The 15,121-nt window shown below is 64.8% G+C and carries 12 protein-coding genes; 8 read left to right on the forward strand and 4 right to left on the reverse strand.

Features of this window, described 5'->3' with window-relative positions; all coding sequences use genetic code 11:
• Positions 1-28 precede the first annotated feature (28 nt).
• Together G3N58_RS19745 and G3N58_RS19750 are read right to left on the reverse strand one after the other, a co-directional pair.
• Complete coding sequence (locus tag G3N58_RS19745; RefSeq protein WP_167040203.1) at positions 29-271, reverse strand: hypothetical protein; 243 nt, start codon at positions 269-271, stop codon at positions 29-31.
• Positions 272-536: 265 nt separating this feature from the next.
• On the reverse strand, positions 537-1,256 hold the full coding sequence (locus G3N58_RS19750; protein ID WP_240158863.1) for a YdcF family protein: 720 nt from the start codon (positions 1,254-1,256) through the stop codon (positions 537-539).
• A gap of 267 nt (positions 1,257-1,523) precedes the next feature.
• Here G3N58_RS19750 and G3N58_RS19755 point away from each other — a divergent pair, with 267 nt between their 5' ends.
• Positions 1,524-1,847 (forward strand): hypothetical protein, encoded by a 324-nt coding sequence (locus G3N58_RS19755; RefSeq protein ID WP_167040199.1) that lies wholly within the window; start codon positions 1,524-1,526, stop codon positions 1,845-1,847.
• A gap of 369 nt (positions 1,848-2,216) precedes the next feature.
• Here the strand turns inward: G3N58_RS19755 and G3N58_RS19760 are convergent, their stop codons facing one another.
• Both G3N58_RS19760 and G3N58_RS19765 read right to left on the reverse strand, forming a co-directional pair.
• On the reverse strand, positions 2,217-2,471 hold the full coding sequence (locus G3N58_RS19760; RefSeq protein WP_167040197.1) for a hypothetical protein: 255 nt from the start codon (positions 2,469-2,471) through the stop codon (positions 2,217-2,219).
• 381 nt (positions 2,472-2,852) lie between these two features.
• Positions 2,853-3,254: a transposase gene (locus G3N58_RS19765; protein WP_167284653.1), complete on the reverse strand. Its 402-nt coding sequence runs from the start codon at positions 3,252-3,254 to the stop codon at positions 2,853-2,855.
• A 406-nt stretch (positions 3,255-3,660) separates the two neighbouring features.
• On the opposite strand from G3N58_RS19765, the gene G3N58_RS19770 reads away from it, so the two are divergent.
• From G3N58_RS19770 to infB, 7 genes are all read left to right on the forward strand, one after another.
• Positions 3,661-4,563 (forward strand): LysR family transcriptional regulator, encoded by a 903-nt coding sequence (locus G3N58_RS19770; RefSeq protein WP_167040193.1) that lies wholly within the window; start codon positions 3,661-3,663, stop codon positions 4,561-4,563.
• A 123-nt stretch (positions 4,564-4,686) separates the two neighbouring features.
• Positions 4,687-5,886, forward strand: a complete 1,200-nt coding sequence (locus G3N58_RS19775) for a pyridoxal phosphate-dependent aminotransferase (RefSeq protein ID WP_205999991.1) — start codon at positions 4,687-4,689, stop codon at positions 5,884-5,886.
• Positions 5,887-6,420: 534 nt separating this feature from the next.
• On the forward strand, positions 6,421-7,569 hold the full coding sequence (gene scpB, locus G3N58_RS19780; RefSeq protein WP_205999992.1) for an SMC-Scp complex subunit ScpB: 1,149 nt from the start codon (positions 6,421-6,423) through the stop codon (positions 7,567-7,569).
• A gap of 64 nt (positions 7,570-7,633) precedes the next feature.
• Positions 7,634-9,418 carry a 23S rRNA pseudouridine(2605) synthase RluB gene (gene rluB, locus G3N58_RS19785; protein WP_205989903.1) on the forward strand — a complete coding sequence of 595 codons (1,785 nt, stop codon included), beginning with the start codon at positions 7,634-7,636 and terminating at the stop codon, positions 9,416-9,418.
• Between the two features lie 654 nt (positions 9,419-10,072).
• The gene (gene rimP, locus G3N58_RS19790; protein WP_205999993.1) at positions 10,073-10,531 is read left to right on the forward strand and encodes a ribosome maturation factor RimP; all 459 of its coding nucleotides are present in this window, start codon (positions 10,073-10,075) and stop codon (positions 10,529-10,531) included.
• Positions 10,528-12,003, forward strand: coding sequence for a transcription termination factor NusA (nusA, locus tag G3N58_RS19795; protein ID WP_167040185.1), 1,476 nt, complete (start codon positions 10,528-10,530; stop codon positions 12,001-12,003). Before rimP ends, nusA begins: the two co-directional genes overlap by 4 nt.
• A gap of 94 nt (positions 12,004-12,097) precedes the next feature.
• The gene (gene infB / locus G3N58_RS19800; RefSeq protein ID WP_167040183.1) at positions 12,098-15,019 is read left to right on the forward strand and encodes a translation initiation factor IF-2; all 2,922 of its coding nucleotides are present in this window, start codon (positions 12,098-12,100) and stop codon (positions 15,017-15,019) included.
• Positions 15,020-15,121: the final 102 nt, after the last annotated feature.

Consider the following 15,121-nt stretch of genomic DNA (forward strand, 5'->3'; position numbering starts at 1 on the left):
TGGCCGCGAAGCGGGACTTCAGGCTCGCTCAGGAGCTCGAAGCGTCGGGAGCCTTCTTGTGGTGGTGATGCGGTGCCATCTTGTGATGCCTGGCCGGCATGGCGGGAGCGCCTCCCATTGTTTGCTGGCGGTTTTGCAGATCTTGCGCATGCTGCTCGAACTCGGCCACCTTGGCCGGATCGGTGCTCGTCACGATGCCGTTGTCTTGCGCATAAGCCGCGCCCGTTACGGCACAGAGGGAAACCAGGATCGCCAGGGACACTTTCTTCATCGTTACCTCCGTAGAGTGGTGGTGGACCCGAGTATTGCATGTCTATTGAGAAAGACAATGCATTCTATCGAGCAATCTTCGCTCCAGCGGATACCTTTGTAACCGCTATGAACATTTGTTACACCTTGTAATTAGTCGTTTTTCCCATCGATTGCAAGCCGCTTCAAATCGGCATCGGGCATGCCGCGCCGGTTTGGCGCGCAGCCGGGAGAGTATTTCGCATTGTTAGATGACATGCGGCATCACGGCGTCGGGCCGTAGGCCGTCAGAACCAGCCCAGTGCCCGATACACGTGAAATTGCGCAATCCCGATCAGCTCATGCAGCGCGATTTCGGCGGCCACGAGATTGTCGTAATGCGGCAGCATCCCAAGCCGCACATGCCGGGCGCTCGAAATCTGCGGCTGCGGCGTGATCCCGAAGTGATGAAAGTCGAGCAGCGCGCGCGGCATCTGATACGCCGACGTGACCAGTATCAACGTGTCGTAATGTGAATGGCCCACAATGGCCGAGACGTTGCGCGCGTTTTCGTATGTCGTGCGGCTGTCTTTCTCGAGCACGATGTCCGCGCGCGGCACCTGCCGGCGCAGCAGATAGGGCAGGTAGGTGTCGGCTTCGGTCGCGCTGTGCCGCTGCGGGTTGCCGCCGCTCACGATCACCGCGCAGGTCGCCGCCGTCTGCTTGCAGGCCGCGTAGTTCTGCGCACTCACCTCGATGCGCCTGAGCGCGTCGCGCGGTGGCACGAGCACGTCGTTGTCGTCGTAGATCGTGCCGCCGCCGAGCAGGATGATCGCGGTGCGCGGCGCAAACGCCGCGGGCGCCGCGCTATGCCGGTCGGGCTGCGCGAGATCGAGCAGCGGCACGGTCAGCCAGCCGGCCGCGAGCAGCCAGAACAGGACGATCGCGCAAACGGCCAGAGGGCGGCGCACGCGTTTCCATAACACGATTGCTGCAAAAAAAAGCGTCAATAAAGTGAATAGAATCAATTTAAATGCGGTAACGTATATCTTTCGGGACAAATCTACGGACTTGCCATCGCGCCGCGGCGGTTGCATCGTCGGTTCGTAGACAGAACGCTAACATGCCGTTCGGACGGGGGTTCCGAAAACGAGACCAGGCAGCACCTGGCGGAAATCCGCGAGCCGGCCTAGGCCGAGCCGCGGGCCAGAGAGGCGGGTGCCACACGCGTGACCAGTGGCGCGGTGACGTGTTGGCATGGATGTGTCATGGCTGCACTTTAAGAAAGAAGTGAGATGACAACGTATTCCAACGAAGCTGTACTTGAAGCGCTGCGGCGAGCGCAATATCGTCAGGTTCCCTGGGCCAGAAGGCCTGGTGTTTTCCAGTATCTTCGCGCGCTGGGTCTGATGGATACCGTTCGACAGCGCACCGTCGCGCCGGCGCCGGGGTTTCATGCCCCCGTCGACATCGCCGTGCTCACCGAGCGGGGCAGAGCCGAATTCGCAAGGCTCGAGCACGACGAGCGGATGCTCACGTGGACCGCGCAGCGCATGAACGACTATGTGCTCGCCGCTGCCGAACCGCAGTCCGCCGCGACGCTCGAAGCCCGGAATTAGGTTCATCGTTCCCTCAGGCGCAATGTGCGCCGGTTGTTTGCCATTGCTCGTGTAACGTCCGCATAGGTCCATCGTTTCCTCGGCGGGCGGTTTCTTCCGCTGACCGGCCGCATCGCACGGCAGGTGGTGATCCGCTGCTTCCATTCCTCGACGAACCTCCGGCGCGCTTGCGCGATGCCGTTGCGCGTGCGCGAAAAAAAGCCCGTATCGCGAAGATACGGGCGTACCGGAATTACTACTGCCACGCTGTGCTAATGGCGTTGAATCAGACTGCGCCCGGCGCCCGGTGGTTCCCCGATGATTCGATCGGGATACGACTTCATGCGATCGGCCCCGCCGCCCACGGGCCGGACGCCGATCCATGCACGACTAACGACGTCGCGATTGATCGTCGCGTTGAGCATCGGGCCGCGCCCGCACATTGCTGGCGATATCGCCGCGCAAGTCGCCGCGCGGCACGGGCGGTGTGAAGTCGCGGTTGCGCGCATCGCCGTGCTGCCATGCTTCGAGCGTGGCCGGCCGGTCCGGCCGCCAGTTCCATCCCTGCGGATGCTGTTGAGCGACTGCTGGTGCGGCCATCGCTGAAATCACAATGCCACACACAAGCACGGACATTGGTTTCATGCTGAGGTCCCCCTCAAGCCCCTGGAATCAAGGCCTGTTTGCATAGCTACAAAGGTAGGCCGGGTCGCGAAAGCGCGCTGTAATTAATAGTAAATGGATGTTTCACCCGGAGCCGTTCGTGGCCCGGCGTATCTGCCGGAGACGGCGCGGGACGAGGCGCGCCTGGCGGTGGACGGAAAGGAAAAGCAGGCTCCCTATGCGTAAGCGCGAGCGGATACAGGAAGACAGGAAGGGGAGCGCGGGAAGCGGGGCGCCCGCGGCAAGTCTCGGGCTTGCCGCGGGCTCGCGTACGAACCACGATGCGGATCGCGGCCGGATAAAAACCGGGCGCCCGCAGGCGCCCGGTGGCAAGGCAATTAAGGCAGTTTCGGCAGTGTCGCGTCAGGCCATCTTGGCCGGCGCGCGCCACGATTCCGGATTGGTCCAGAACGCGCCGCGCAGACGATCGCGGCTCGGCGGCGCCGGCGGTTTCGCGGCGGTTGCCCCGATCCGGCCGCGCAGCGAAATTTCACGGCCGCTCGTGCCAAGCAGCTTGACTATTTCCGCGAGCGTGCCATCGGCCTGCCACTCGTCGAAGCGCCGGCGGCAAGTCGGCGGGGACGGATAACGGCCCGGCAACTTGGACCAGCCTTCACCCGTCGACAGCACCCAAAGCACGGCATTGACCACCGCGCGCGCTTCCACGCGCGGCCGGCCGCGCCGTTCGCTACGCGCCGGTTCGGCGCAGAACAAAGCTTCGACCAGCGCCCACTCGTTGTCTCTCAAATCGTCGAACAGCATCATGTTTCACCTCAGCGAAGCTAACTCCGGTGCGCTGCCCCGCGCCGCGCACTCTTTCCGCACTCGACAGGGCGAGTGCCAAAGGGGACGGCTCGCCACGATCCGCTAATCGGCCAGAAGTCATGGCGCCGACCCTGTGCGTCTCCTCACGCACGAAGTGTGCCAATCTGGTTCAGATCGCCTGAAAACCCCGTGGCAGCGGGCCAGTGCGGGCGCCAGCCAGGGCCGTATAAGAATCCAAAAAAACCATTTCGCAAATCGGGACAATCACCAATCTTGTGCAGTCAAGCCCGGCCAGCGTGCGTTTGCGCCTTTTTTGCCGCATTGCAGCGAATCCCGCCGAAGGCGCGATGCGCCTGCATTTGGCCTTAGAATGCGCATCAAATCGCGCTATTGATGAGGTGGATAAATGAATGTGACGCTGCGGCAACTCAGGGTTTTCATCGAGGTGGCCCGCTTGCAAAGCTTCAGCCGGGCGGGCGATGAAATCGGCCTGACGCAGTCGGCGGTCAGTCGCTGCGTGCGCGAACTCGAGAGCGAGATCGGCCTGAAACTGATCGACCGTACGACGCGCGAGGTGCAGCTGACCGACGTCGGCGGCAACCTCGTGTCGAGCGTGTCGCGGCTGCTCGCCGATCTCGACGACGCCTTGCGCGAAATCCGCGAAATCGGCGAGCAGCGGCGCGGCCGCGTGGTGGTGGCGGCGAGCCCGACCGTCGCGTGCCGGCTGATGCCGCGCGTGGTGGCGTCGTGCGTGCAGCAGTTTCCGTACGTCACGCTGGGCTTGCGCGACGACGTGCAGAGCGACGTGATGCGCAAGGTGAAGTCGGGCGAGGTCGATTTCGGCGTGATCATCGGCCCTTTCACCGACGACGATCTGCTCAGCGAAACGCTGATGACCGATTCGTTCTGCGTCGTCTCGCGCAACGATCATCGGCTCGCCGCGCGCAACCAGGTCGCGTGGCGGGATCTCGACGGCGAGCGGCTCGTGATGCTCGACTATGCCTCGGGCAGCCGGCCGATCATCGACGCCGTGATGCAGGAGCAGGGCGTGAACGCCAGCGTCGTGCAGGAGCTCGGGCATTCCGCGACCGTCTTCGGGCTCGTCGAGGCGGGCGTCGGCATCAGCGTGTTGCCGTGGCTCGCGTTGCCGTTGCCGGCGGGCGCGTCGCTGGTCGCGCGAGCGCTCGTGCCGCGCGCGGAGCGCCGGGTGGAGCTCGTGCGGCGGCGCGATCGATCGCTGTCGCCGGCGGCCGAGGCCGTGTGGAACCTGATCCGGCAGTTGCCGGGACGGGCCGAGGAGTTGCCCTAGCGGGCAATCCGCAGCCACCGCGCCGCTGCCCGGCCACACGGCGCGCTAAACTAGCGCCTTGGCCGGGCACGCCTGTCGCGCGTGCGCCCCGAGCCGCTATCTTTCATCCATCCGGAAGCCTCGATGAGCGAATTGGACTTGCCCGTGCCCTCCACCCCGAATGCGCGCGACGCCGTGCGCGCGCTGCGTCCGTCGCAAATCCGCGAAGTCGCCAATGCCGGTTTCGGTGTCGAGAACGTGCTGCCGTTCTGGTTCGGCGAGTCCGACCGGGTCACGCCCGCGTTTATCCGCGACGCCGCCAGTGCCGCGCTGGCCGCCGGTGCCACGTTCTACACGCATAACCTCGGCATCGCGCCGTTGCGCGCGGCGCTGGCCCGCTATGTGAGCGAGCTGCACGGTGCGACGTCGGCCGATCACGTCGCGGTGACGAGCGCCGGCGTCAACGCGCTGATGCTGGCCGCGCAACTGGTGGTCGGCGCCGGCGATCGCGTGGTCGCGGTGACGCCGCTGTGGCCCAACCTGGTCGAGATTCCGAAGATTCTCGGCGCGCATGTCGAAACCGTTTCGCTCGGCTATGGCGGGCGCGGCTGGCAACTCGACGTCGGCCAATTGCTGGCCGCGCTGACGCCCGGCACTAAGATGCTGATGATCAACTCGCCGAACAATCCGACCGGCTGGGTGATGAGCCGCGACGATCAGCGCAGCGTGCTCGAGCATTGCCGTCGTCATGGCATCTGGATCGTCGCGGACGAGGTCTACGAGCGGCTCTATTACGCGGACGGCGCGCGCACCGCGCCGTCGTTTCTCGATCTGGCCACGCGCGACGAACGTGTGATCTGCGTGAATTCGTTCTCGAAGGCATGGCTGATGACGGGCTGGCGGCTCGGCTGGATCGTCGCGCCGGCCGCGTTGATGGACGATCTGGCCAAGCTCGTCGAGTACAACACGTCGTGCGCGCCCTCGTTCGTCCAGCAGGCGGGCATTGCCGCGCTCGAGCAGGGCGAGCGGTTCACGCAGGAGCTGGTGCGCGACCTGAAGGCGTCGCGCGATCATCTGGTGCAGGCGTTATCGACGGTGCCGGGTGTCGACGTGAAGGCGCCGTTGGGCGCGATGTATCTGTTCTTCTCGATGCCGGGCGCGGCGCACAGCCTCGAACTGTGCAAGGCGATGGTGCGCGAGGCGGGGCTCGGTATTGCGCCGGGTAGCGCGTTCGGGCCGCAGGGCGAGGGCTTCGTGCGCTGGTGCTATGCGTGCGATACGGCGCGGCTGGATGCGGGCGTCGAGCGGCTGAGAAAGTTTCTGGCGCGCCCCGCGGGCGCCTGAGCGCGGAGGCTTGGCGGCGCGGATTCCGGCGTCGAGCGGGATTTCGCGACTGAGCCCGAAGCCCGGGCCGAATGGGGGGCTGAGGCTCGGATAGCGCGCGGCTGAAACTGGGCGGAAATCGATGAGGCTTCCGGCGAACTTTGCCTCGGTCGCTGCCGGAAATGCGTAGGCAGCAGACCCGCCCCCCGGCCGGCGGCCTACGCCTCGCGAACGGCAAAAAAATGGCCTCGGCGGATTTTCTGTTTCCGTTCATCCGTTTGGCGCCCGGGCGTGTCCGTCGGCGCGCGACGAGACGGTACGTGGGGGATTCCGGCTTTACGCCCCGGTCGTTTTTGCGTAATATGGCGCTCAGTCACGCGATTCCCTTCAGGAATATCGCTGCTCCGTCCGGCTGGGTCAGGTTCGATAAGTCTGTTCGCCGCCCCCCGGTGCGTGCTCCCATCAATATGACCGATCAGAATCGGGCGAGCGCGTCTTCAGTTCCACATCGTCTGTTTGATCCGGTTCTTTGACCACAGGGTCTGACCTAGCTGCATGAATACCCAAGAGGCGAAGATCGTCCTTGAGACTGCCTTGATCTGCGCGCAGGAGCCGTTAAAGCTCGGCGATTTGCGCAAGCTCTTTGCCGACGGCGTGTCGGCAGACACCGTTCGGACGTTGCTCGAAGACCTCAAGCGGGACTGGTCCGGGCGCGGTGTGGAGCTGGTCGGGCTGGCGTCGGGCTGGCGGTTTCAAAGCAAGCCCGCGATGCGTTCGTATCTGGATCGTCTGCATCCGGAAAAACCGCCGAAATATTCGCGTGCGGTACTCGAAACGCTCGCGATCATTGCCTACCGGCAACCGGTCACGCGGGGCGATATCGAAGAAATTCGCGGTGTGACGGTGAATACGCAGGTCGTCAAGCAACTGGAGGATCGCGGCTGGATCGAGGTGATCGGTCATCGCGACGTGCCGGGACGTCCGGCGCTCTACGCGACCACGCGCCAGTTTCTCGACGACCTCGGACTCACGGCGCTCGACGAATTGCCGCCGCTTGCCGATCCGTCGGCGCAACTGAATGCGGATCTGCTGGGCCAGCACGCCATCGAGTTCGCCGAGGGCGAGGCTGAGGCCGCGCGGGGAGCGGGCGATGCGCAGAGCGAGGGCGACGAGCCGTCGTCGGAGTCGGTAACGCCCGTTGAAATGGCCGTGGCGACTGACGTGACGGGCGAACCGGAAGCGGCGCAGAAGTCGGCGCAAACGGAACCGGCCGGCCAGGCAGCACAGACCGGGCCGGCATTCGAAGCGCCACAGCGTCCGGATATGGCCGGGCCGGGCGGCGCCGTCGGCGAGACTGGCGCGGCGCACGAAGCAATACGCGAAGTCACGAACGAAGTTACAAACGACGCGACAGACGCAACCAACCCCGCAGCAAGCGACGCCACAAACGCCGCTCAAGAACACGCCGAAACGGCAAACGCAGTACCGCGGAGCGGCGTCGCCGGGACTGCACAGCATCACGATCCGGTCTCCCAGACCGATTCGGCAGCACTCGCGCACGACTCGGGCATGTCTCGCAACACGGAGCATGCGACCGGGCCGAACCCGATCGAGGCGGCGCACGACGATTCCGAGGATCGCCGTGAGGCCGCACAGGACGCAGGCTTTCTGACCGACGACGAAACCGAGTCGCGCAGCGCCTGACGTAACCGAACTTTTTTTGCCGCGCCCGCAACGGGCGCGCGCGACCTGACATTTTGAGGTTGTTTTGACACATACCCACGACACCGATTCGTCCGAATCCGAGCGCGCCGTGCCGTCGGCGCGGGCCGACGAAGCGCGCAACCCGCAAGCGCCGGCAGGCGAGGGCGAGCGCCCGGCACAGAGCGCGGAAGCCGACGGCGAAGAGCGTCCGCGCCGCGGTCTGCGTCGCGGGCCGCGCAGCCTGATCGCGCGCCGCCGCGCCGGGGCGAAGACGAAGGCTGCCGAAAACGCGTCCATGCAGGCCGCGCCGGTCGTTACCGAGGCGCCGCCGGATGGCGAGGTCGTCACGCAGGTGCGCATGCCGCGCAAGGACGCGGGCGCGAAGCAGGGCGCGCGGCGCAATGCGGGCGGCGCGAAACGAGAGGGGCAACGCGAGGGTCAGCAAGGCCAGCGCGAGCGTCAGCCGCGTGAGGGTCAACGCGAGGGGCAGCGCCAGAACCGTCGCGGCGCCGACGCAAACGTGGCTGCGGATTCCGCTCAAGACGATCTGTTCTCGTACGTGATGTCGCCGGCGTTCGACGCCGACAACAGCACGACCGGCGGCGTGCGCGCGCCGATGCTGCGCCGAGGCAAGGCGGCTGGTCCGAAGCGCGTGCTGTCGCCGGACGACGATGCGCCGAAGCTGCACAAGGTGCTCGCCGAAGCGGGCATGGGCTCGCGCCGCGACATGGAAGAGCTGATCATCGCCGGCCGCGTGTCGGTGAACGGCGAACCAGCGCACATCGGCCAGCGCATCATGCCGACCGACCAGGTTCGCATCAACGGCAAGCCGGTCAAGCGCAAGCTGGCGAGCAAGCCGCCGCGCGTGCTGCTGTACCACAAACCGACCGGCGAAATCGTCAGCCACGCGGACCCGGAAGGCCGTCCGTCGGTGTTCGACAAACTCCCGCCGATGAAGACCGCCAAGTGGGTCGCCGTCGGCCGTCTCGACTTCAACACCGAAGGTCTGCTGATGCTGACCACCTCGGGCGATCTCGCGAACCGCTTCATGCATCCGCGCTACAGCGTCGAGCGCGAGTACGCGGTGCGGGTGGTCGGCGAACTCGCGGAAGGCATGCGCCAGAAGCTGCTGCACGGCGTCGAGCTCGAGGACGGTCCGGCGAATTTCCTGCGCATCCGCGATGGCGGCGGCGAAGGCACCAATCACTGGTATCACGTCGCGCTTGCCGAAGGGCGTAACCGCGAGGTGCGCCGTATGTTCGAGGCAGCCGGGCTGATGGTCAGCCGGCTGATCCGCACGCGCCACGGCCCGATCTCGCTGCCGAAGGGGCTGAAACGCGGCCGCTGGGAGGAACTCGACGACAACCAGGTGCGCGCGCTGATGGCGTCGGTCGGCCTGAAGGCGCCGAGCGAGGAGCGCGGTGGCCGCAATGCGGCGCCGGAGCGCCGGCAGCCGGACCCGATGCAGACGTCGATGGGCTTCATCAACCGCGAGCCGGTGCTGATGTCGCATAGCCGCTTCGAGCAGCAGCCGCGCGGTCAGGGCCGCCGGGGTGCGGCGGGCGGCGGCTTCGGTACGGGTATGGGCGGCGGTGCCGGTACCGGCTACGGCAACCGCGGTGCCGGCGGTCAGCGCGGCCGCGATGTCGACGGCAATCGTGCGCCGTCGCCCAACGGCAATCGCGCGCGCCCGGGCGGCAAGCGTGCCGCTCCCGGTAACACGGGCAATCGCGCGCCGGGCGGCAATCGTGGCGGTAACGCCAATCGCGGCGGCGGCAACACAGGGGCGGGCGGCGCAAATCGTGGCAACGGTGGCGGTACGGCACGCGGCCGTTCGCGCGGCCGCTAAGCGGAGTTTCTCGTGGTGGTTGGGGCGGCCGCCTGCTTGAACGAGGCAAGGCGGCTGTCCCCAGGTAATCAGCGGATGGCGGTCATGCTGCCATCGACAGCGTCGGGCGCTTGATCGATCCCTTCGGCAAGCGACGCCGTTTGCGCACGACAGCGAGCCGTGACTCGTTTTTAGCGGTTTTTCCGGCTCGCCATTGGCCGCGCTCAGCAGGTCTTTCGGATTTGGGAATGCGCGCGAAACCGCGGCGCGAATCAATGCGGGACGAGTCGCCCAAACTCAACGGCGAGATTCGTCCGGGTGCTGTTTGAGGCAATACGGGCCGTTCCGTAAAAGCCCGATCTTGCCGCCGCTTTTCCCAAAGATTCCTATTAAATCAAGCGGAAATGCGCGCCGTGCAGCGTTCGGCGGATTGCGTTTGGGCCGAAAAATGGCTACAATCGCGGAGTCGCTGGGCGTACGGTTTTTCATGTGCGGCTCAGGTGCGACCACCGGCAACAAGATGATGGGCGTTCAGCCCATTTTTTTTTGCCGCTTACTTCAGCGTGGTTCGGCATCTCGGGTTCGCACGAACGTGCGCCGGCTTGGCGCGCGGCCCGCATTGGTTGTTTGCTGAAGAGGCGCGAGGCTCGCTGCGCGAACATCTAAGAGGGCACTGTGCAACTGACGGAACTGATTGAAACCACGGTCGTGGGACTCGGCTACGAGCTCGTCGATCTCGAGCGCACCGGGCGCGGCATGTTGTGTATCTATATCGACCAGCCGGCCGGCATCGTGATCGAAGACTGCGAGAAGGTCACGCGTCAGCTCCAGCACGTTCTGACGGTCGAAAATATCGATTATGAGCGGCTTGAAGTGTCGTCGCCGGGTCTCGACCGCCCGCTGAAAAAACTGGCGGATTTTGAGCGCTTCGCGGGCAGCGAGGCGGTAATCACACTGAAAAAGCCATTGGACGGACGGAAATCGTACCGGGGCATTCTGCATGCTCCGCAAGGCGAGACGATCGGTCTGGAATTTGAAGGAAAAGAAGGCGCCGCGATGCTCGATTTCACGCTCGCGGACATGGACAAGGCGCGCCTTGTTCCGAAAGTTGACTTTAGGAGCCGCAAACAATGAGTCGCGAAGTGTTGATGCTGGTGGATGCGCTGGCACGCGAGAAGAATGTCGATAAGGACGTGGTATTTGCCGCGCTCGAAGCGGCTCTCGCTTCGGCCTCCAAGAAACTCTTCGAAGAAGATGCGGATATTCGCGTCCATATCGACCGTGAAAGCGGCGAGCACGAAACGTTTCGCCGCTGGAAGGTGGTGCCGGACGAAGCCGGGCTGCAGGAGCCGGATCAGGAAATCCTGCTGTTCGAGGCTCGCGAGCAGCAGCCCAATATCCAGCTCGACGAGTTCATCGAAGAACCGGTGCCGTCGATCGAATTCGGCCGTATCGGCGCGCAGGCCGCCAAGCAGGTGATCCTGCAGAAGGTGCGCGACGCCGAACGCGAGCAGATCCTGAACGACTTCCTCGAGCGCGGTGAGCACATCATGACCGGCTCGGTGAAGCGCCTCGACAAGGGCAACTTCATCGTCGAATCGGGCCGTGTCGAAGCGTTGCTGCGCCGCGACCAGCTGATTCCGAAGGAAAACCTGCGCGTGGGCGACCGCGTGCGCGCCTATATCGCCAAGGTCGACCGCACCGCGCGTGGTCCGCAGATCGAGCTGTCGCGCACGGCGCCCGAATTCCTGATGAAGCTGTTCGAGATGGAAGTGCCGGAAATCGAGCAGGGTTTGCTCGAGATCAAGGCCGCCGCTCGCGATCCGGGCGTGCGCGCGAAGATCGGCGTGGTCGCCTATGACAAGCGCATCGATCCGATCGGCACCTGTGTCGGCATTCGCGGCTCGCGCGTGCAGGCCGTCCGTAATGAGCTCGGTGGCGAAAACGTCGACATCGTGCTATGGTCGGAAGACCCCGCCCAGTTCGTGATCGGCGCTCTCGCGCCGGCAGCCGTGCAGTCGATCGTCGTCGATGAAGAAAAACATTCGATGGACGTCGTCGTCGACGAGAACGAACTCGCGGTCGCGATCGGCCGCAGCGGCCAGAACGTGCGTCTTGCCAGCGAACTCACCGGCTGGCAGATCAACATCATGACGCCGGACGAATCTGCGCAGAAGCAGAATCAGGAGCGCGGCGTTCTGCGCGACCTGTTCATGGCGCGTCTCGATGTCGACGAGGAAGTCGCCGACATCCTGATCGACGAAGGCTTCACGAGCCTCGAAGAGATCGCCTACGTGCCGCTCAACGAAATGCTCGAAATCGAGGCATTCGACGAAGACACCGTTCACGAACTCCGTAACCGCTCGCGCGACGCATTGCTGACGCAGGCGATCGCGAACGAAGAAAAGGTCGAAAATGTAGCGCTCGACCTGAAGAGCCTGGACGGCATGGACGCCGACCTGCTCGCGAAGCTGGCCGAACATCAGGTTCAGACGCGCGACGAACTCGCCGAGCTGGCCGTGGATGAACTGGTCGAGATGACCGGAATGGAAGAGGATGCCGCTAAGGCGTTGATCATGAAAGCACGTGAACACTGGTTCCAGTGAGAAATGACCATGGCGCACTGAATTGAACGCGGCCGCGAGGCCGCATGACCCGATGCTAACCGCAAGGAATCGGTCCTTGCATTAAGAGGAATGAATGGCGAGTAACAACGTAGCCCAATTTGCCGCGGAACTGAAAATGCCTGCTGGCGTGCTGCTCGAGCAGCTGCAGGCAGCGGGCGTCCAGAAGGCGAGCGAAGACGACAACCTGTCCGAGGCGGACAAGGCGCGTCTGCTCGATCACTTGCGCAAGTCGCATGGCTCGAACGATGCCGACAAGCGCAAGATCACGCTGACGCGCCGGCATACGTCGGAGATCAAGCAGTCCGATGCGACGGGCAAAGCTCGCACCATTCAGGTCGAGGTGCGCAAGAAGCGCACGTTCGTCCGCCGCGACGAGACCGTCGCGGAAGGCGGGGATGCATCGAATCATGTGGCCGAGAGTTCGGATGCCGAAGATCTCGAACTTCAGCGTCGTGAAGAGGAAGCGCGTCACGAGGCCGAACTGCTCGAAAAGCAGGCGCAGGAACTGAAAGCTCGCCAGGAACAGCTCGAACGCGAAGAGGCCGAGCGCCAGGCGCGCGAGCAGGCTGCAGAAGCCGAGCGTCAGCGCGCGGAAGAAGAGGCGAAGAAGCGCGCGGCGGCTGTGGCCGAAGCGGCGGCTCGCGAGAAGGCCCAGCAGGCGGCACAGGCTGCGGAGCCGGTTGCCGCGAAGGGCAGCGAGCAGGACGACGAACGCGCGGCGGCGGAACGTGCTGCGCAACGCGAAGCCGCGAAAAAAGCGGAAGACGCCGCGCGTCAGGCCGCCGAGAAAGCGCGTGCCGAGCAGGAAGAAATCGCCAAGCGCCGCGCGGCGGCGGAAGCCGAAGCGCGCGCGATTCGCGAAATGATGAACACGCCGCGCAAGGCGCAGGTGAAGGCGCCGGAACCGGCACCGAAGCCCGTCGAGCCGGCCAAGGCCGCCGAAGCGAAGGGCACGCTGCACAAGCCGGCCCGTCCGGCAGGCGAAGCGCCGGCCCGTCCGGCTGCGAAAAAGCCGGCAGCCGCGGCGCCGGCCTCGACCACGAGCGCTCCGTCCGCCGGCGACAAGAAAAAACCCGGCGGCGGCAAGAGCGGCAGCTGGCAGGACGACGCAGCGAAGCGCCGCGGCATCAAGACGCGCGGCGATTCGAGCGGTGGCGTCGATCGCGGCTGGCGCGGCGGTCCGAAGGGCCGCGGCAAGCATCAGGAACAGTCCACCACGTTCCAGGCGCCGACCGAGCCGATCGTGCGTGAAGTGCACGTGCCGGAAACCATCACCGTTGCCGATCTCGCGCACAAGATGGCGGTGAAGGCGTCGGAAGTCATCAAGGTGATGATGAAGCTCGGCCAGATGGTCACGATCAACCAGATGCTGGACCAGGAAACGGCGATGATCATCGTCGAGGAACTGGGCCACCACGCGGTCGCGGCGAAGCTGGACGATCCGGAAGCGATGCTGGTCGAAGGCGAAGTGAGCGATGCCGAAGCGCTGCCGCGTCCGCCGGTCGTCACCGTGATGGGTCACGTCGACCACGGCAAGACCTCGCTGCTCGACTACATCCGCCGCGCGAAGGTGGCGGCGGGCGAAGCGGGCGGCATTACGCAGCACATCGGCGCTTACCACGTCGAAACGCCGCGCGGCGTCATCACGTTCCTCGACACGCCAGGTCACGAAGCTTTTACGGCAATGCGTGCACGCGGTGCGAAGGCCACCGACATCGTGATTCTGGTCGTGGCCGCCGACGACGGCGTGATGCCGCAGACGAAGGAAGCGATTTCCCACGCGAAGGCCGGCGGCGTGCCGCTCGTCGTCGCGATCAACAAGATCGACAAGCCGGATGCGAACCTCGAGCGCGTGAAGCAGGAGCTCGTCGCGGAAGGTGTCGTGCCGGAAGAATACGGCGGCGATTCGCCGTTCGTGCCGGTGTCGGCGAAAACCGGCGCGGGCATCGACGATCTGCTCGAAAACGTGCTGCTGCAGGCCGAAGTGCTGGAACTGAAGGCACCGGTCGAAGCACCGGCCAAGGGTCTCGTCATCGAAGCGAAGCTCGACAAGGGTAAGGGCCCGGTGGCCACGATCCTCGTGCAGTCGGGTACGCTGAACCGTGGCGACGTCGTGCTCGCGGGCAGTGCCTACGGCCGCGTGCGTGCCATGCTCGACGAAACCGGCAAGCCGACCAAGTCCGCAGGCCCGTCGATCCCGGTCGAAATCCAGGGTCTGTCGGAAGTGCCGCAGGCCGGGGAAGAAGTCATCGTCATGCCGGACGATCGCAAGGCGCGTGAAGTCGCGCTGTTCCGTCAGGGCAAGTTCCGCGACGTCAAGCTCGCGAAGCAGCAGGCCGCGAAGCTCGAAAACATGCTCGAGCAGATGGGCGAAGGCGAAGTGCAGTACATGCCGCTCATCGTCAAGGCCGACGTGCAGGGCTCGCAGGAAGCGCTGGTCCAGTCGCTGCAGAAGCTCTCCACCGACGAAGTGCGCGTGCAGATCGTGCACGGCGCGGTCGGCGGCATCAGCGAGTCGGACGTCAACCTCGCAACGGCGTCGAAGGCGGTCATCATCGGCTTCAACACCCGTGCGGATGCGCAGGCTCGCAAGCTCGCGGAATCCAACGGCGTCGACATCCGCTACTACAACATCATCTACGACGCAGTGGATGAGGTGAAGGCGGCCATGTCGGGCATGCTGGCGCCGGAGAAGCGCGAAGTCGTGACGGGCACGGTCGAAGTGCGCCAGGTCTTCAAGGTGCCAAAGGTCGGCGCGGTGGCCGGCTGTATGGTCACGGACGGTTTCGTCAAGCGCTCGTCGTCGGTGCGTGTGCTGCGCAACAACGTCGTCATCTTCACGGGCGAGCTCGATTCGCTCAAGCGCTTCAAGGACGACGTCAAGGAAGTCCGTCAGGGCTTCGAGTGCGGTATGTCGATCAAGAACTTCAACGATATCGTCGAAGGCGATCAGTTCGAAGTGTTCGAGGTCACCGAAGTCGCGCGTACGCTGTAATTCACGCGACACGGCACAACGGGCGGAGCGGGCTTTAACGCCCGCTCCGCCCGTTGTTTTTGAGGCCGCCGTTGCGCGACCGCGCGAACCATTTTTTGTATC

This window comes from Paraburkholderia sp. Ac-20342, assembly GCF_017104985.1.
Taxonomy (GTDB): Bacteria; Pseudomonadota; Gammaproteobacteria; order Burkholderiales; family Burkholderiaceae; genus Paraburkholderia.